Annotated in this window: 15 protein-coding genes; 10 read left to right on the top strand and 5 right to left on the bottom strand. The window is 45.1% G+C overall.

The window, feature by feature from the left end:
* A partial coding sequence (locus tag PLA23_RS01880; RefSeq protein ID WP_324473769.1) for a hypothetical protein occupies window positions 1–877 on the top strand: 877 nt, incomplete at its 5' end.
* Between the two features lie 18 nt (window positions 878–895).
* Here the strand turns inward: PLA23_RS01880 and PLA23_RS01875 are convergent.
* Complete coding sequence (locus PLA23_RS01875; protein WP_324473767.1) at window positions 896–2,998, bottom strand: methyl-accepting chemotaxis protein; 2,103 nt, start codon at window positions 2,996–2,998, stop codon at window positions 896–898.
* Between the two features lie 178 nt (window positions 2,999–3,176).
* On the opposite strand from PLA23_RS01875, the gene PLA23_RS01870 reads away from it, so the two are divergent.
* From PLA23_RS01870 to PLA23_RS01860, 3 genes are all read left to right on the top strand, one after another.
* Entirely contained in the window at window positions 3,177–3,671 is a 495-nt protein-coding gene (locus PLA23_RS01870; RefSeq protein ID WP_324328616.1) for a protease inhibitor I42 family protein, read from the top strand.
* Window positions 3,672–3,704: 33 nt separating this feature from the next.
* On the top strand, window positions 3,705–4,436 hold the full coding sequence (locus tag PLA23_RS01865) for a 4Fe-4S binding protein (protein ID WP_324328613.1): 732 nt from the start codon (window positions 3,705–3,707) through the stop codon (window positions 4,434–4,436).
* A gap of 120 nt (window positions 4,437–4,556) precedes the next feature.
* Window positions 4,557–5,765: a PQQ-dependent sugar dehydrogenase gene (locus tag PLA23_RS01860; protein ID WP_324328611.1), complete on the top strand. Its 1,209-nt coding sequence runs from the start codon at window positions 4,557–4,559 to the stop codon at window positions 5,763–5,765.
* A gap of 370 nt (window positions 5,766–6,135) precedes the next feature.
* On the opposite strand, the gene PLA23_RS01855 is transcribed toward PLA23_RS01860, so the two are convergent.
* Window positions 6,136–6,984, bottom strand: coding sequence for an HFX_2341 family transcriptional regulator domain-containing protein (locus PLA23_RS01855; RefSeq protein WP_324328609.1), 849 nt, complete (start codon window positions 6,982–6,984; stop codon window positions 6,136–6,138).
* A 329-nt stretch (window positions 6,985–7,313) separates the two neighbouring features.
* Between PLA23_RS01855 and proA the strand changes: the two genes are divergently transcribed.
* On the top strand, window positions 7,314–13,364 hold the full coding sequence (proA, locus tag PLA23_RS01850; protein ID WP_324473765.1) for an anti-phage protein ProA: 6,051 nt from the start codon (window positions 7,314–7,316) through the stop codon (window positions 13,362–13,364).
* Between the two features lie 408 nt (window positions 13,365–13,772).
* On the opposite strand, the gene hisI is transcribed toward proA, so the two are convergent.
* The gene (gene hisI, locus PLA23_RS01845; protein ID WP_324327764.1) at window positions 13,773–14,135 is read right to left on the bottom strand and encodes a phosphoribosyl-AMP cyclohydrolase; all 363 of its coding nucleotides are present in this window, start codon (window positions 14,133–14,135) and stop codon (window positions 13,773–13,775) included.
* A gap of 158 nt (window positions 14,136–14,293) precedes the next feature.
* On the opposite strand from hisI, the gene hisG reads away from it, so the two are divergent.
* Window positions 14,294–15,235, top strand: coding sequence for an ATP phosphoribosyltransferase (gene hisG / locus PLA23_RS01840; RefSeq protein WP_324473763.1), 942 nt, complete (start codon window positions 14,294–14,296; stop codon window positions 15,233–15,235).
* A gap of 70 nt (window positions 15,236–15,305) precedes the next feature.
* Window positions 15,306–15,497: a hypothetical protein gene (locus PLA23_RS01835; RefSeq protein ID WP_324327674.1), complete on the top strand. Its 192-nt coding sequence runs from the start codon at window positions 15,306–15,308 to the stop codon at window positions 15,495–15,497.
* 14 nt (window positions 15,498–15,511) lie between these two features.
* Here PLA23_RS01835 and PLA23_RS01830 read toward each other — a convergent pair whose 3' ends face one another.
* Window positions 15,512–16,168: a hypothetical protein gene (locus PLA23_RS01830; RefSeq protein ID WP_324327676.1), complete on the bottom strand. Its 657-nt coding sequence runs from the start codon at window positions 16,166–16,168 to the stop codon at window positions 15,512–15,514.
* Window positions 16,169–16,755: 587 nt separating this feature from the next.
* Entirely contained in the window at window positions 16,756–17,013 is a 258-nt protein-coding gene (locus PLA23_RS01825) for a hypothetical protein (protein ID WP_324473761.1), read from the bottom strand.
* Window positions 17,014–17,369: 356 nt separating this feature from the next.
* On the opposite strand from PLA23_RS01825, the gene PLA23_RS01820 reads away from it, so the two are divergent.
* The 3 genes from PLA23_RS01820 to PLA23_RS01810 all read left to right on the top strand — a co-directional run.
* Entirely contained in the window at window positions 17,370–17,756 is a 387-nt protein-coding gene (locus PLA23_RS01820) for a hypothetical protein (protein ID WP_324327680.1), read from the top strand.
* Window positions 17,740–17,922 carry a sensor histidine kinase gene (locus PLA23_RS01815; protein WP_324327682.1) on the top strand — a complete coding sequence of 61 codons (183 nt, stop codon included), beginning with the start codon at window positions 17,740–17,742 and terminating at the stop codon, window positions 17,920–17,922. The genes PLA23_RS01820 and PLA23_RS01815 overlap by 17 nt, the downstream gene beginning before the upstream one ends.
* A 1,021-nt stretch (window positions 17,923–18,943) precedes the next feature.
* The coding region (locus PLA23_RS01810) for a formate dehydrogenase accessory sulfurtransferase FdhD (RefSeq protein WP_324473759.1) at window positions 18,944–19,580 on the top strand (637 nt) is incomplete at its 3' end.

Raw genomic sequence — 19,580 nt, 5'->3', positions numbered from 1 at the left:
CTCATATGCTCCCAAGCCCCCGTATGATACTATGCACCTGGTTCATAGTCACGGAAGTGTTTACCCTGCCGGTTGTGGTCCGTTCTGGGTAAACCCCGATGTTATCGCTGCTGTTCCGGATCAGTCAACACAGACCTTTGCCGTCACCCGTGTCCCGTATTCAACTGGAGGAACGTCATATAATGCAATAAAGTTTGATTCCTCTTCTACCAGCGGCGGCGTTCTGACAATGATATATGACCTGAAGACAGGTATGCTTCTGTATCATAAATCTGATATCAGGAATGACGCATGGTTTCAGGATGGAGGGGAACAGTATCAACGCCAGTCAGGGAGTTTTTCCACATATGCTCTCCGTAATACCCGGACAGTCCAGGTTCCCTGGGTGAGTGGTTCCATGCCCTCGTGGGTGACAAACGGGCTTACTCTTTCCTATTCCGGGGTAAAAGCTATCACCGTAGACGGAATGATCGGTGCTCCATCCCAGTTTCCCAGAAGCAGTTCATTCACATTCGGGGCAAAATCCGATCGATTTGTTCCGGTTGTGGTGACTACCGTCTCCCAGGATACTCTCACTTCCCAGAGTTCGACCAGTACCGTATCCGGAATGGCTCATATCGGTGGGGTTTTCATTCCTCCGGAGGTAGAGGGTCTTGGAACCGGAACCTTTGATCAGGATCCTGATACCGGGATAATAAGCAGTATTACCAAAAATGATTATGAAGGGATAGTAGTCACCAAAACGAACGGGTATGATTATTCTGTCGAATATTGGTATAATTCGCTGGGGAAAATGATTCAGATGGTCACTACAGTTATGACGACTACCAGTAGCGGTTTTGGGAGTATGGAACAGACTACAATAAGTTTACTCTGACCAAAAATTTTTAATTTTTTATTTGTAATGGAATTTCCCGATTGCTTTGGAAACTTCAGTAATTATTTTATTCAGATCCTCTACCACGGTCACAATCTGACTGGTCCCGGCCGAACTCTGCTCGGCAGCAGATGCCGCTGACAAGGCTTCGGTTGCTATCTCCCCGACCAGGTTGTTCACCTCATGAACACTTGCGGTAATCTCCTCGACAGACGCGGCCTGCTGTTCGGTCGTCTTTGATACATCATCCATGTTCCTGGCAATCTGTCCGATCGATAAAACGATCTGATCGAAAATATTCAGGGTTTCAAGAACTGCCCCGTTTCCTTGTAATACGGCATTCTCTGCCTGTTCCATTGCATTTGCTGCTTCATCAGACTTCTTCTGCAGGCTTGTTATCATCTCAGCGATATTTTCTGCTGAACGCCGGGACTCAAGTGCCAGGGCTTTGACTTCACTCGCAACAACGGCAAATCCCCGTCCTGCTTCACCGGCACGAGCCGCTTCTATGGCAGCGTTCAACGCAAGGAGGTTGGTCTGACTTGCGATGTCCGTGATAACATTCACGATCTTTCCTATCTGTGCCATCTCACCCTTGATTTCGGTGATGATCCGTTCCACCTCATTTGATGATGCCATGATACCCTTCATCCCGGTTTCTGCATTATGAGCGAGTTCAACTCCTTTCTTTGAGAGTTCATCGGTATCATGGGTAACCCTGCTGACTGATTCTGTACTTGAAGCAACCTCTTCCACATTTGCAGAGAGATCCATCATTGCCCGGAGAACCTGGTCGATATTCTGCTTTCCCCGTTCACTCTGGCTTCCCACATCTGCAGCATTCTTTGCAACCATAGCCGATCCTTCTGCAACGTCTTTTACTCCGGCATTCGCTTCCTCGGCACGGCTCGTAAGTTCTTCCATCTCACGGTCGATCTCTCTTAGCACGGCAGAGACCTGAACCCCGATATTCATCAATGCCTCCTTTAATATCAGGAAATCTCCCTCAACCTTGATATTTGGTGGTTCTGCAGCGAAGTTCCCCTTTGCATACTCACCGGAGAGGGCGATGGAGGCAGAAACCGGGACCTCAACCGACTTAATGAGCTGATTCAGACCTGCTATGATCTCTTTATATGTTCCGGCAAATCTCTCCGCTTCACCTCTGAATTTAAGATTGCCTGCTGTAATTTCCCGGATAAGTCGTTCCATCTCTTGTGTGACACCAGTCAGATTACTCCCGGCAGCTTTGAGATTCTCCTGGATAACGGTAAATTGCGATTGGGCTTTCTGGGTATACTCATCAGCCTGGCCGGTTGAGAGATCAAAGTTCAGAATCCCGTTCGCCAGATTCTGAAGGTTTTGTGCCAGCCGTTCAACTTCTGTCTGCTGATATTCTGCGAGCCGCTTCTGGGGGGTCAGGTCAACACAGGTGATAAGAGCTGAGTTCACCTCATTTTTCTCATTAAGAAGCGGGATTGAGTAGAGTCTGATATTCTTCTTCCCTGATGGAAACTCAATAAGCGCATCACTGATTGCTTCTTTTTTAGATGTAATGCAATCCCGTGCCGAATTACCCTCCAGTTTCAGGATTTTAAAATCGGCTAAATTCATTCTTAATAGTTGTTCCCTGGTATAACCGGTCAATTTTATGAAGGACTCATTAGTTCCCTCAATGGTCAGGTCAGTCTTTAAAAGCAGAAATGGGATTGGGTTATTCTCAATTATCTGGTTAGTTTTCAGTTTTTCCCACTCTTCTGCAGTAATATCCGTATACACTCCGAGAGCTGATATGACATTTTTTTGTGCGTCCAGAACCGGGATGGTATATGCATTCAGGATTTTGAAACCGGATGGAAATTCAACCTCTATCCGTGCCTTCCCTCTTCGTTTCTGTTCGATGGCGGCTTTGGATCCTTCCCCCTCCAGTTTTAATATTTTCAGGTCGGCAATTCTGGTCCCGACAACCTTTTCAAAAGGGATTCCGGAGAGATCACAAAATGCCTGATTTGCGTATAAAAAAAGAAACTGGGTGTCAAATTGGGCCATTGCAACCGGGTTCTGGTCAAGGAGAGTCTGCAGGATATCAGAATCTATCCTGCTGTTACTTCTCTCGGTCATTCATAATGGATTACCACCGAACCATAATAAATAATTTCTACTGCGATCGACATATATTTATGATAGTATGTGTATCCTTCAGATATCGGATGGAGAGTTACTCTTCCTTGCTTTACCATATTCTCCTTCTCTCACTGATACCGACAGATTTTTGCTCTTCCTGGCGTGAATGTATTGTATGAATCCGTATGTTTTCATCATCCTGCTTCTGACCGGGGCGGTGTGTCTCTGTGGATGTACCGGAACAACCAACAGTCCGGTGGAAAATCCCATTACGCCCGATAATACTCCGGTCCCATCAGAGACAAATGCCGAATCTGAACCTGATATCCCGCTTTCTTTTGAAGAGGAGATAGCCGTGCTCCAGAAAAAGACTGATCAAGAGCCTCCTGTCCTTCTGAAGATCGGAGAGCAGACTACGGTATCATTGAAGGAAAACCCGACAACCGGCTATACCTGGAATGTATCCGTAAGTGACGGACTTAAAATCGTGAATGATACCTTTATCGGCCCTGATAATAAGCGGATTGTCGGAGCCGGAGGGGAGCATGAGTGGATCCTTGAAGCGACAGCTCCTGGTAACCAGACCTTTACTGGGGTGTACCGCCGGTCCTGGGAACCCCCGTCGGATACCGATGTCACCTATATCCAGCGATATACGGTTATAGAGTAAAAAATCATGATGTAATGATAAAAAAGGTGATCTATGAACCAGCAAAAGCTCAGACGTCTGATCCTTTTACTCTCACTGCTGCTCCTTCCGGCCACTTTCTTTTATCTCTCACCGGTGCTCATTATCGAAGGAGCAAAATCAGGAATTGTTACCGGAAGTGCCATTTTATTCACCATCATCTTCATTTTTTCCATAATCGGGGGAAGATTATGGTGTGGTTGGATCTGTCCTTTTGGCTCTCTTCAGGATCTTGCCCGAAAAGTGCAGGAAAAGCGGGTGACAAACCCCTGGATAAACCGGTTCAGATATGGACTCTTTGTCCTCTGGCTTATCACGATATTTGGGCTATTCATACGTGCAGGGGGTATTTCCTCAGTTGAGCCTTTTTATCGAACCACAAACGGACTCTCAGTTACCGGGCCAGTAGAACTGACCGTGTTCATTGTGATCCTCTTTCTTATCACAGGTATTGCACTGCTTATTGGAAGAAGAGGAATGTGTCATCTGTTCTGTCCTATATCAGTTCTTATGATCGTTGGCAGGAAGATAAGGAATATGGCCGGTCTTCCTGCAATCCAACTCGTTGCCGATTCTGAAGACTGCATCCGTTGCGGACGATGCACAAGGGAATGTTCCCAGTCGCTTGATGTCCTCTCCATGGTGGAACAAAACCGGATGGAACAGGCTGAATGTATTCTGTGCGGTGCGTGTATTGATGTCTGTCCAAAGAATATCATCCGCTTCTCTTTTGGAAGACCACAATGATCTGAATAACCGGTAAATTTACAATTTTTTGCTTAAAATTTTTTAGCCCGAATCTGGCCCCCGGCTTTCACATTCAGCCATAACCAATATGTTCATTACCCATCCCTGCGATTGTGAAGTATGCCTGTTCTTTCTCGCGAACGGATAATTCAGATCATGGCATTAGCAGGATTTTTTATCCTGTGTTTCGTACTCATATCACTTTCTGGGTACATGAGTTCTTCTGGTTCTCTCCCTCCTCTTCAGAATTCAGAAAAATCCGGTTATTCTCCGCATAATTCTTCATTTGATAATATTTTGTCACAGATCCTGCTTCCACCCGGATTTTCTATATCGGTATATAGCTCAGGTATTCCGGGTGCCCGATCACTTGCGTATAGTCCAGATGGAACACTCTTTGTCGGTACGAGGGGCGATTCGGTTTATGCCGTCCGTGACACGAATTCTGATGGATTTGGAGAGACAGTCATTCCAGTCGCAACAGGTCTGAATGCCCCAAACGGAGTTGCTCTTTTGGATGGTGATCTCTATGTTGCTGAGATCAACCGCATTCTTAAATATCCCGGCATTCTCTCTACTCTCCCTTTCATTCCTGAACCTGTGGTGATAAGTACCGCATTCCCCTCTGATCCTGCTCATGGATGGAAATTTATCCGGTTTGGTCCGGATGGTATGCTCTATGTTCCGGTTGGAGCGCCCTGTAATATCTGTATTCCTCCAGATGAACGGTATGCTGCCCTTTACCGGATGAATCCGGACGGGACCGGCCTTGAAATGTATGCACATGGTATTCGGAATACGGTGGGTTTTGACTGGGATCCCCAGACTGGAGATCTCTGGTTCACAGATAATGGCAGGGATATGCTTGGTGATGATATTCCTCCTGATGAACTCAATCATGCACCAAAGAAAGGAATGTTCTTTGGGTATCCGTATCGCCATGGGACGGAAATTGATGATCCTGAATTCGGATCACTGGCTCCGAATAAATGCATGAACTGTACCCCTCCAGCACAGGAACTTGGACCGCATGTTGCGTCTCTTGGTATGCGGTTTTATACGGGGAGGATGTTTCCTGATATCCATGCTGGATCGATCTTTATCGCTGAGCATGGATCATGGAATAGAAAAGAACCGATTGGCTATAGAATTACCGAGGTCAGGATACATAATGGAACTGCCTTATCATATGAGCCCTTTATCGAAGGATGGCTCAAGGATGGAAAGGTTTATGGAAGACCGGTTGATCTTGAGATTATTCCTGACGGTTCGATGCTTATTTCTGATGATTTGAACGGGGTTATTTACCAGGTCAGATACAACCTATGATGTACCATTTTTTAAGGAGAGGCCATTCTTATCATATAATTATCCGTTGTTTTGATGACATGAGCCATGTGTGATTACGTCTGTATCGGTAGGTATGGACAAAAAATCCCTCCATTGGTTGCAGGTTGCATCACAGTCACTATCATCAATTATCGCCTATTCCTGTACCATATGGTTTTGTCAGTTCTGATTATCAGAGAAGGGATGGCAGGTAACACCAGATTCGTTCTTCCTTGAGTTACCGCAGAATCTCCCTGGTCTTTCTGTTTTTTCCCGCCGGTCGGGTAGTGACAGGAGGAGGCATTCTAGGTGCGGTACGATACGGGAGAAAGGCAGTCAGGCAGATATGTGCTGACAGAGGAAAAATGTGTCAGTGAGATTGAAGCCGTTCCATAGTATCCTCATCCATACCGCTCACTGCTGCAACATACCTCCCGGTCTTTGTCAGTTTTACCATGGTGTTTCTCCCTACTTTTTTCCTTTTAATATATCCTGCATCATCCAGTTTATTCAGGTACCGGTTCTGTAATTTCATCAGGTACTTTGTCTGCACTTTTCTTCGTTTCTCATATGCATAATTCCAGTAATCCTCTTCAAATCCTTCGACCTTCATCGAGTTGAGGTACCGGATGAGATCATCACATGAGAGTTCCTCATTGCATTTAGCCATGTGGTTTAAAAGCAGGAGTGATGATTCATCAGGCAGGGCGAACCTGAAATTCTCCAGCTGCCAGACCTTTACTGAATCACATATGGAAAGTCCGTGTTCATCCTGTTCTTGTTCCGTGGATGAGTACCGGCTGGCCCTGACATAGTACAGCCTGACGTTATGTATCATGGCAGCAAGTGTCGCACCGACACATGCTATCTTCCCACAGGCAGACATATTCACGTAGACCCGGTTTCCTTCCCTCTTTTCCCGTACGATAAGGGTTGAAATGGTTTTCATCACTTCAATGATATCAAACATGTCAATCCGGTGCAATACCACTTCAATCCCTTTTCGTTCCAATATATCACGATTTCGCTCATCAAACCCGTGCTGCCGGAAGGTCAGGGCATGTTCATCCGGATTATCATATTTTGACAGATCATCCATTGATATGAGATGAACCCGGTGAGCTTTTATCTCTTGAAATGGTGTTACCACCCGGTCAATCTCATACCCGATGGGGATGATATGGACGAGTTCCTCAAGCCTTTCAGAGGCAGGAGTCATAATATCCCCCGTTTATGGTTAATGTTCAAAATGTTCATAATGCTCAACATGTTCATAAACGTATATTCATATAGTTTTTTATGAATACTACTATTATCCCCTGCATACCCTACCATCCATCATATGAACTCCTGTTCACCACATTCTCCCACCTGACACAAAAATCCCCGTGCAGGGGACTATTTCTCTCTTATATTCTCAATTATCGGTCAATCTCTGATAATGTTCGAAAATATACATTCCAGCAACAGAGAAGACAGCAATACAACCGTTGACTACCCGGATCGTGGATCATACGCAGATCATACAGAAATGAACGGAACGGTACTATGGTAATGAATGAGGAGTTCCTGCCAGACAGAGAGCCTGTACCTGCCGGACTGTCACCCCTGTCTTTGATCCTTGAGTATGATCCGGCGATCAGCTATGCCGTCCAACAGAACCGTATCCCGGTTATCAAGCGGTTACAGGTTGAGAACCGGTCTGACTATTCCTACATTCATCTTCACCTTTCAATCACATCTGATCCGCTCTTTTCAGACCGGTTTGAAACCATAATACCCCGGCTTGCACCAGGTGAGATATACACCATACATACCGTCCCGCTCATCCTCTCCCATCAGTTTTTCAGAGAGGTTTCATCCCCGATTCATGGGATCCTTACCATTGAAATCACGTATCATTGCACTTCTCTGATCAGACAGTCTTTTCCTGTCCGGGTTCTTGCCTGTGATCAATGGGGCGGTCTTGGGTCTCTCCCGGAACTTCTCTCTGCATTTATTACCCCGAATGCGTCTGCGGTGTCAGCATTGGTGCGAAGAGCACAGGATATCCTGTACACATTGACCGGAGACTCATCCTTAACCGGATATCTGACCCATGATACACACCGGGTCATCATGATGGCTCAGGCGGTGTATGGTGCATTGCAGGATCAGAAGATACGGTATATAATACCTGAAGCAGGTTTTGAGAAAGAGGGGCAGAAAATAAGGCTGGCGGATTCCCTGTACCGGTACCGGATGGGAAACTGCCTTGATCTTACTCTTCTATATGCAGGATGTCTTGAAAGGATAGGCCTAAATCCTCTTATCTGCATCACAGAGGGACATGCCTTCGCCGGATTCTGGCTCATCGATGATGTCTTTCCTGATGTGGTCATTGATGAGTGCCTTCCGGTAAGGAAGCGTGTTGAATTGCATGAGATAGCGGTTCTGGATGTTGTTACGGTAACCTCTGACACTGCCGTATCCTTTGAGGAGTCAATGATGAGGGCAGGCAGGTATATCGCCTGTGATTCGGCATTTCGCTGTGTCATTGACGTCAGAACATCGCGAAACGGGAGATACAATATTATTCCGCTCCCGCTCTTCCCAGATGGGCCATGTCATCCGGATGAGGTATCTGATGAATTGACCTGTTCCGAAAGAGGGGAAAGAGACGTCATGGTACCCCTCTCATTCGGGGGCCCGGGATTCGATTACAGCACCAGCCGTCCTCCAGATCTCTACTCATCCAAATCTGTTATTCCCCCTGAGTCACAACGGCCTGTATACCCCCGGATTGAACGGTGGATGCATAATCTGCTTGACCTTTCGCTACGAAACCATCTGCTCAATGTACAAGGGTCTGCTTCTTTTATTGTCCTCCTTGCTCCTGATATTACCCTCCTTAAGGATGCGGTGTATGGAGGGAGGAACTTTCAGATCCTTCATTTTGATCAGCCTGTACATGAGCCCCCCTTTTCTCTTCTCCCCCATGATCCCCTGTATGGATTTTTTACTGAGGAATTAGCACGGAATCGGTTATATTGTCATGTATCTGAACGAAAGCTGAGTAAGAGGCTTTTATCTCTGTATAATCAGGCGACCAGGTCCCGTGAGGAGAGTGGAGCAGAGACCCTCTCCCTTGCACTGGGAACCCTGGTATGGTATGAGAGCGATTCATCCACAATCCCCCTTTATGCCCCCATACTGCTTATTCCTCTTGAAATTACCCGCAAAGATGTACGATCAGGTTTTTTTATCCGGATGGGGGATGACGAGCCACGGGTGAATACCACTCTCTTACAGCGATTGTACCAGGATTTTCAGATCGAGATTCCTCATATCGATCCTCTCCCCATGGATGATCACGGGATTGATGTGGCCGCTGTCCTGTATCAGTTCAGGAAAGCTTTTAAGAATTTTCCCCGGTTTGAGGTTCTCAATACTGCTATCATCGGTCACTTTACCTTCCTGAAATATCTTATGTGGAGGGATTTGTATACCCATGCGGAGCAATTCATGGAACATCCCCTGATCCGAACCCTTGTTGATCCGCGATCGTTCCCTCTTTCAAAGGAGGAGTCATTCTGTCCAGCCGTACCTCTTGATGATACGTATGTACCGGATGATATCTTCTGTCCGGTTGGTGCCGACTCATCACAACTTGCTGCCGTCATTGCTGCCGGAGAAGGGCGGACATTTGTGCTTCATGGTCCGCCCGGAACAGGAAAGTCACAGACTATTACGAATATTATTGCTCATTGCATGGCTCTTGGAAAGACGGTCCTGTTTGTTGCTGAAAAACGGGTGGCTCTTGATGTCGTGTACAGCCGGCTCAAAGAGTCGGGTCTTGCACCATTCTGTCTTGAACTTCATTCAAACAAGAGCCATAAACGCGAGGTGCTGCGCCAGTTTGAAGAGGCTCTCCAGCTGAAAGAACAGATCTCTCCTCAGGACTTTCATCTGTATGCCGAATACCTCGCTGATCTTCGGATGAAACTGAACTCCTATGTCCACGCCCTCCACTCGGAGCGAAGTACTGGTGAGAGTTTCTATCAGGGCCTTCTCCGTCTGCTTGCGCTCCGGCATGTTCAGTATATCCCGCTTTCCTGGCCGGATGTTACGGCATGTACCACAGAGACACTTCGGGATATGCATGACGTTATTCATGATATCCAGATTGTGACCAGTCAGATGGTGCATCCCAAAGAGAATGTCTGGGCGATGGTGCATTGCAGTTCCTGGAGTGTGAAGTGGAAGACAGCAGTTGATGCAGGTATTAGAAATTTCAGGTTCGCACTCGGGAGGCTCTTAGATCTATTCCCAAAACTCTGCGACATTCTTGGAATTCATCTGAGATCACCCCCATCTATACTTTATGAGATCGTATCGATATATCACCTTTTAATCGCTCAGAAATTCTTCTTTCCTGCTGATCTGCTTCGTGGCCTTTGTGATCCGCATACGCGGGAAGCTATCCATACGTTTATTCAGGCTGGAAAGGAGCGACGTGAAATCAGGGCGGAGCTTGCAGGACGATACCATCCTTCGGTCAGCAGGATTGACTGTTCCTCGTTAGAAAGCAGGATAGCAGGCATACATGCCGCCTGGTTTTTAAAACGGAGAGCATTGATTCGCGATATCCAGTCGGATATGATGCACTATTGTCTGTGTGCAGTGCCTTCCATTGAAGAGATCACACAGGATCTTCCCAGAATCAAACGGATGCAGAATCTGGATAGGATCATTGCAGACTATGCTTCTCGTGCGGTGTCACTCTTTGGCCGATACTGGAGGGGGGAGGATGAGGACTGGGATATCTGTGAAGACCTCCTCCAATCAGCAGTATCAGTTCAGACTGCAGCGTTACATATCGCGGTGAATGAGGATGAATATTCCCGCCTTGTCACCTGCTGGAGTACTCTCTCTGAGCTTTTGAAGAATGGAGCAGAGAGCCCATTTATTCAGCAACAATTTATTGATTTTGAAAAAGCCCTGAATGATTATTCTGATGCAGGAAGATCTCTCAGTGAACTTCTTGACTACGATCCGGCGGTGCTGTGGCCGGAACAAACGACGATTGACCTTTTAAATGCCCAGTTGGCAACGGTAAAAAAATGGGAATCGGAGACATCACAACTCAAGAACTGGTGCCAGTGGAACAGAATCAGGAAAATAGCTGAATCAAAAGGGTATTCTGAGATTATTCAACGGTTTGAAGATGGGTACCTTGTCTCATCAGAGATTGAAGATCTCATCTGCCGGAGTTTTTACCAGCACTGGGTTGACGGACTTCGTGAACAGGATCCGGTTCTCCGGGATTTTTATCGTCCAAAATTTGAGGATTCCATTGAGAAGTTCAGGGAGACTGATGAAGCATTTGAAGCCCTGACCAGAAAGGAGATATCAGCCCGCCTGTTTGCACGACTCCCACAGGGACAGGATCCGAACGAACGAGAGGAGCTTGGCATTCTCCGGCACCAGATACAGCTTTCGCGGCGGAATATGCCGCTTCGTTCACTCTTTCAGAATATACCATCTATTCTTACAAAAATCAAGCCCTGCATGCTTATGAGCCCCATCTCTGTTGCTCAATACCTGGATCCTGATTCTTTTGTATTTGACCTGGTAATCTTTGATGAAGCGTCACAAATTCCTGTTTCTGATGCGATTGGGGCGATTGCACGGGGGAGGGCAGCTATCATCGTGGGCGATCCAAAACAGCTCCCGCCGACAAACATCTTCAAACGGGTGAATGATAGTGATGATGAATACGGAACGTCTGCCGTAGATCTGGAAAGCATTCTTGACGAGTGCATTGCGTCAGGAATCCCTGAGATGCACCTTTCATGGCATTACCGGAGCAGACATGAGAGCCTTATTGCGTTTAGCAATTATCATTTTTACCAAAACCGGCTTCGTACCTTCCCCTCGGCATATACCGGCAAGGCGATATCGCTTGTCCATGTAAACGGGATCTTTGATTCGGGTAATTCCAGGACAAATCATGCAGAGGCTCTTGCCGTGGTACGCGAGATTATCCGCCGGCTCCGTGATCCGGTCACATCAGGAGATTCCATCGGGGTTATTACCTTCAATGAGCGGCAGCAGGATCTTATCCGGTCACTGCTGGAGAGAGAACGACGGCTACGGCCGGATATTGAACCATATTTTCATGAAAACAGGCCTGAAGCGGTTTTTATAAAAAATCTTGAGAATGTTCAGGGTGATGAACGTGATGTCATCCTCTTCTCAGTGGGGTATGGCCCTGACCAGTCTGGAAAGGTGTCACTAAACTTTGGCCCTCTCAACCGTGACGGGGGGGAGAGACGCCTGAATGTGGCGATCACCCGTGCACGAAAAGAGATTTGCGTCTTTTCCTCATTGAATCCTGATCAGATTGATCTGACACGAACCCGCAAAAAGGGTGTCCTGTTACTCAAATCATTCCTCGAATTTGCTGAAAAAGGTCCAAAAGCGATATCAGAAGTTTGTATGCGGGATGTGGAGATCAAGGTCAGACCTCTTGAATCAGAGATTGCAAAGACCCTGCAATCACAAGGATATCAGGTTCATATGAATGTTGGATGCGGAGGATACCGGATAGATATTGCAGTCATTGATCCCGATATCCCGGGACGATATATTCTTGGTATTCTGTGTGACGGGCCTGGATATAAGGAGGCAGAGTCGGCCCGTGATCGGGATATTCTCACCGAATCTGTTCTTTCTACTCTTGGATGGATAATTCACCGGGTATGGTGTACAGACTGGTGGGACGATCCGGAGGAGGAACGAAATCGTATCATTCGGATCATCGAAGAGATGCGTCAGGAGTATGCACCTGAGACAATGGTGTACTGCCCGGGGGAGGACGAAGGACAAGAGGGTTATCTGGAGAGTGATCAGGAGACTGATGATGCTCTCCTTGATGATGGGAATGAAGGTGATATATCCAGCGATCTGACATGTATGAGATCTGATTCCGAATCTTTTGACGGAACCCTGAAATCATATATGAACATATCCCATCCGATACAATTTCCTGAGATCTGTTACGTTGCCTACGTTGGAAATGAGGTTTTGGGAACAAAGGATGATCTTCTGGCCGGAACTCATGACAAGGAGATCATCCGTGTTTTACAAGAAATTGTCTCGATAGAGGGTCCTGTTTCTTTTGATATCTGTCTGTCGAGGCTTCTTCCCCACTGGCGGATAACCCGGAAAACATCCCCGGTAAAAGAAAAAATAAAATCCCTTCTCAATTCGCTCTCTTTCCATTATGAAACAGAAGGAGACCAGATCTTTTTCTGGTCAGATCATCAGGCATTTGTGGAATATGTAACCTTCCGCTCTCATCCGCCCGGTGATCCCTGGCAGCGGAAAGCGTATGAGATATCAGTTCATGAGTATTGTAACGCAATGATTCATCTGATCAAGCAGAAACGCTCTCTCAGTATCAGCGTCCTGAGCCGTGCCATCGGATCTGTTTTTGGCATAAAACGTATGAACTCAGTGCTTCAGGAAAGAATTGATCAGGGAATTAATCTTCTTATCAGTCGTGGTCAACTTCGACGGGAAGGAGATATGGTGATTTTTATTCCTGCTGGGTGATGATGTACCGGAATGGTGCGGTATTCTGATGACAGAAGATAGCGAAAAACCCATCTTTCCTGTTCGAAGGTTTATACCGTACTTATCCCATTTTTTGGAAGGGGGTTTTTAGCGATCCTCTCGTGAATAGTATCTATCAGATGTACCTGACCTCAAATGTTTCTGTTATGCATTTATGCATAGCAGAATCGGGATGCCTTTTATTATTTATGCCGTTACAATATAACTCTATACTCGCAACCCGCATTATTGATCAATGTACCCGAGAGTTGTTGGTTTATCCGGATTCATCAAAACGGTCCAGGATCTTCTTGTAAGGTTTTCATCCACTGGTATATCCTGTTTTGTATACCATATATGATTACATCTCTCCGTTATATTCCATTGATTTCCAGTTGTACAGATGTTTCATTCCTTTTTATACACATCAGCCGGATCAAATAACCGCTCTCCTGAAACAGTCCCGTCAAGCCTTCGGTAAAAGCAAGACCGGTATCCGGTGTGACATGCTGCGGTGAGCTGGTCCACCACATAGATGACTGCATCTTCGTCACAATCTACTAAAATTTCATGAACTTTTTGAAGATGTCCGGACTCTTCTCCTTTTTTCCAGAGTTTATTCCTGCTTCTGCTGTAATAATGAGCATATCCGGTAGACTGAGTCAGATCTATCGCCTCCTTGTTGGCATATGCCAGCATCAGTACATCTTTTGTTGAATAATCCTGTGCTATAACCGGAACCAAGCCCTTTTCGTCAAAATGAATCGTAATCATGCTATCCCGTTTCCTATGAAAATGATATCAACTATTGTAAAACCGTTTGATTGGATGTTTTTTAAACCTGTTCATTCACGAAGATACTGCACGGAGGATCATTGATACACCATTGTCATACAAAGACTCATTCATCACATCATTCATATGACTTGTTGGATGCCGATCCTCTCGTCGGATACAAACCGTCATGGTTTAATTTATATCTGACCTTTAATTGTTCTATGATTAATCTGGCACTTCCGAAAGGGAGCCTTGAGGAACAGACGCTGCAACTTTTTAAGGAAGCCGATCTTGAAGTAAGAAGGACAGACCGCGATTATAACCCGCAGATTAATGATTCCCGGATAGGAAAAGTCAAGATATTACGACCCCAGGAGATTCCAACCTATATTGAGATGGGGTACTTTGATATGGGTATATCTGGACTTGACTGGATTCATGAGTCCGGAGCACAGGTGCAGGAGGTGGCACAGCTCAATTACAGTAAAACAGGACCGGGTATAGTCAAAATTGTTGTTGCTGTCCATCAGGATGAACCCATCTCATGCGTGCAGGAAATCAGGCCTGATAGTCGTATCACCACGGAATATCCCAAAATAACCAAAGAATTTTTTGAAAAACTGAATATTCCTGTTCGGCTCTTTCCCTCCTATGGCGCCAGTGAGGCGAAAGTTCCTGACCTTATGGATGTGGTTGTTGACCTGACCGAGACCGGGACGACACTGCGAAAGAACGGTCTTAAGATTATCGGGCAGATCATGGAGTCATATACAACCATCATTGCAAACAAGGCCAGCTTTGAGGATCCGGTCAAAAGAAAGGAGATTGAAGAGATTGTAACCCTCCTTATGGGTGTTATTGATGCCAGAAATAAGGTTCTCCTCTCGATGAATGTACCTGCCGGAGTACTTGACTCAATAGTTGCAAATCTTCCGGCATTGAAGAAACCAACGGTTGCAAAGCTCCATGGCATCGATTATTTCAGTCTTGAAACGGTGGTGCTCAAGAGTAAGGTAAATACCCTGATTCCTGAGCTCAAGGCGGCCGGTGCAGAGGATATACTGGAGATACCAATAACCAAGATAGTTCGATAAATTAATTTTGGGTTTAGATACCCATCGTTTTATTCGATGAATTATATCTGTCCAGCTGCAGTATGGTAATATGGGGATTCGCGGTTCATGGCACGTGAGTATTCAATGGGCCACCATCCGGTATCTTTTGGTTTGTCTGATCGCGCTTATCGGTATGCTGCTTGGCTCGTTGGTTTTGAAAGATACCTGGATTGGACTTATTCTTGGATTTACTGGGTATATTGTTGCCCGAATTATTCTCCTGCTGATATATGGGGAATAACGGGGAATGGATAATCATCCCTTCATTGTTCCAGCTGGAGCATATCGGGCAATTAACTTTTTTACCTGGCTGAAGTTCTCTTTGGTGCAGGCCAGCATGATTGGAGAGACCAGGTTCTTGCGATAGATTACAATCGTCCGTTCCCGGTTCTGATACGATATTGACCTGATATCATCCCATGTAATCGAATCCAACTCACGGGAGATGTTTATCAGGCTTCCTCCCGCACCAGTGAGCGATCCACCTGCGAGTGACCCAATGGCAGTCAGCCGGTTCATTATCTTCATGGCATCACCGGCTGCATACCCGATTCCTTCCGGGGTTACTGCGAAGACTGCTTCAGGCCCTCCCTTTGTTGCTTTCTGATATATTGCAGCAATGCCAAGGGAGAGACCGTATAAAAAGAGCCATATGGCAAAAAGAATGGGTATTGTTGATATCGCTGCCTCCGGACCGGTGAGGAGGATGATGACAAAGACCACGAGAAATCCGGCACCAAGAACCATTCCCAATTGTGTAATGACGACTGAACTGGTGATCACTGGCATCTGAGCGGTCCAGACGAGCGAGTCCTGCGATGATGATTCTGCTGACGACACGGGTTTTCCACACTCCTGGCAGAATGCACTCTCCGGAGGGATATCTGTTCCACAGCAGGCACACTGAGTCATGGTATATCCTGTATAGTATGATGGATATTACAGTTCATATTTTTACTCCATAATGAGAGTGAAGCCATGTTTTCATCATACAATTCGAAACAGAATATGACCGGAATTGGTTGTGCACAAACAAAGTATGTATGATATGGTCGATCCGGCTGATGATACCCATTATAATCATGAAAAAGGAGATGAATGATGGGAGAAAAAATGACGGAGATGAGTAATCATTCATGGTTTAGAATACGATATCGGCATTTATCATTAAAATGGAAGGGTATTTCACGCTATTGCTGAATATCGCTGCATAAAAGTGTTATCTACTCCCTCAAGAGGAAATATTGAGTCACTTTCATACTTGTAAACATACACCGGCTTCCAGTAATACCTCCCATCATCCGTTTTTTCAATCTGGTAAAAGTAATAATCACCATACTCCCGATCGCTGTTTCGTTCAGTTTTAGCTAGCCTGTTGCAGCATAGGAATACCTTCCATAATTATCAGCGATATACAGCATATTTTCCAGATTATCCGGGTTGTTCTGCACGATCCATGCTGCCATAAGAGTCAGATCATAATAGAGAATCTCATATATTCAAGGAATTTTTCCGTCTTTAGCCTGTTGAATTGCATCAAACACTCTCCAGTAGTCAGATGAGGGTGGCAGGGCAACATTGAATGCAAGGGCAGTCAGCCTGGTCTGATATGCAAATTCTGCATCGGTTTCATTTTCAAGTATTGGAGATGTCAAAGCTATGGCATCCATCCCGATCCACCGGACTTTCTGAGGGTTTGGATATTTTGATGCCTGTGCCAGAAGGGCGCCGATTTCATCAAATGAGACCGCATACACAATAATGTTCTCCTCTCCGGTCTCCTCAATGAGATGTGTTTCAGTAGTAAGTTGAATACTGTCAGGCAGAGAATCTGATGCAGCAGCCTGAGCAGTTTTCTCAATATTCTACCAAATGGGAAGATTATTTCCAATATCCAGGTATTCCCTTGAAAATTGAATGTGAGATCTGATATTATTGCTGCATACCGAGATATAATTAAGATATTCGAGTGTTTTTTATCGCCAAATACGGTTCAATTAGACAACATATACTACAATTAAAGAGTATTATCGAGAAATACGCAATAATTAGTCATGCAATTTCCCCTTCTGCACATAGTAATATATTGTTGTAACGATCTCATTATGCGTATATGGCCAAGGCAGAAGACGACGAAGTATCTAACCGGAATGAATGGCGGGAATTATCACGTGATTTAACCCGCCGGGATATATTATACTTTATTTCAGGTTCGCCTGATGGAGTGAGAGAACCGAAGATAAAGGATTTCATGAAAGATGTGTTTACATATTCATTCCAGGGATCTGTTGAATCACATCTTCAAAAACTTGAGGCAGACGGGTTTGTGACAAAGGAAGTGCCAAAGAGAGGTGCCCCAGTATGGCATGCAAATCCATTCCGTGTCAGGGAAATTTTGAAGCGGGAGATTGCTGCATTGAAAAGTAGGGAGAAGGCACTCTATATACATTACAGATACCGGTATTGGATTGACACAAAACGAATTGAAAAGAATATTTGAACCGTTTTTCAAAGCTGATCCATCCCGTCATGATCGTTCATCAGCAGGTCTTGGTTTGTCGGTAACCAAACGCCTGATCCAGGCTATCGGGGGGAGTATCTCTATCCATAGCGAAGTTCCTGGGAAAGGAACAGAGGTAGAGATCCGGTTAAAAAAATCCTTATAAATGATAATAAATCTACATTTTACCTAAATTAGCATTAATTTTATTTTAATATTTATAAGTGATGCATTAGGACGCCGGTATTTTACCTATTATATGTAATCAACAGTAACTAACATGTGACTCATGAATACCGACCTATTACTCGGTAGGATGAGTATGGACCCTTAAAGGATCGGGATCTCTCAGGGTTAATCGGGAAGGGTAAAACCACACATAATAGGCCGGTTTTCGGTCACCAATACCTTTCCTCCTTTAAGGATCCATGAACATAATCATGGATCTTCCATTGTATTCTTCAGAACTGATAGATCACTTCTCTTTCGCTCCTGAATGATTTGTCAACCAAATCATCCTATTGCATCGGTTCTCGGCAAAACAACGAATATTCTTTACTGATGGGATGAGAGTGTATAAAATAGTTTTATGAATCTTAATATCGGTCTGGAAGGTCTTATTTTTTAATTGATACCGGATTCAATCAAATTCTCTCAATCCGACAACATGGAAATCCATAAGGCTTATCATCTTTTATACAAAGTAAGGATGTATACTGTGTACGCTCGTGAATTACAATGCATACATACCTGATGAGAGGGAGGGGTTCAGTCTGATTCAAAATGGCTCATAGTATATAAGTCGTCTCTTATGATGGAAGTCGTGATAATTGAGATAATCCTGATATAAGCGTTTATATTATCCCTGGCTTGAGAATTGCCAGTGGTATCATCACCGGATGAGAGCCACGATTTATGTATCAAACCGAAAATAACAGGGAAATGGTTGAAAGGAATGTGTATCAGTGCAGGTTCGTGTAGTTCTCCTGCATTGATCACTTTCTTTTAGACTGGAAAAAGATCCGCCCACGGTGTCTGTTTTCATTGACTTCAGTTTGGCACATTTTTTTATTCCATGTTTTTAATGCAAAATTGCCCATGAATGCTAACCTTTTTTTCTTTATACCGTCTAGTAATTGTATCTCATCAGTGATTCTTACCATTCATATGAATAGAATGTGACGTACATGATACAGCAACATGAAACCGATATTCCGGACATAACAAAGAGATACATGGTACTCAAGGTTCATGGTAACACGACCTCTCAGGAAACGGCAGAGGTTTGCACTGAATCACGAGCTATCATAACATTAAACGGAGCAGTAATCGGTGATCTCTCGATAACCCCAATGGATCTTGAACCGTTTGCTCTTGGCTATCTTATCTGTGAGGGATATATTCGTTCACCGGATGCGATAGAAAAAATTGCCATTCATCTTCCACATATCGATATTATCACAAAAACATCTGTTAATTCTGTTCTTGGATCATTTTCCAGGAACAGCTCAGGAGGGTCCTGTCGTGATCTGCTTCCGGATGGAATATTCCCTCCTTTGGATGATGGCCTGATACTGAAAGGGGAGACCATTTTTCAGTCAATGAATCATGTACATGAATACTCAGTCATCTGGAAGAGAACCGGTGGCATGCATTGCAGTCTTATTATGGACTCTGACGGAAACGTAATATCCGGAGTTGAGGATATGGGCCGGCATACAACGGTTGATAAGGCAGTCGGAATGGCCCTGATGAAAGGTGCAGATCTCAGGTCGTGTTATATTGTGTGCTCAGGCAGGCTTCCGGTTGACATGGTTGCAAAAG

This window comes from Methanospirillum sp. (assembly GCF_035406105.1).
Classification (GTDB): domain Archaea; phylum Halobacteriota; class Methanomicrobia; order Methanomicrobiales; family Methanospirillaceae; genus Methanospirillum.
Note: the sequence above shows the minus strand (reverse complement) of the source record. Positions and strands in the feature narration are given on the sequence as shown.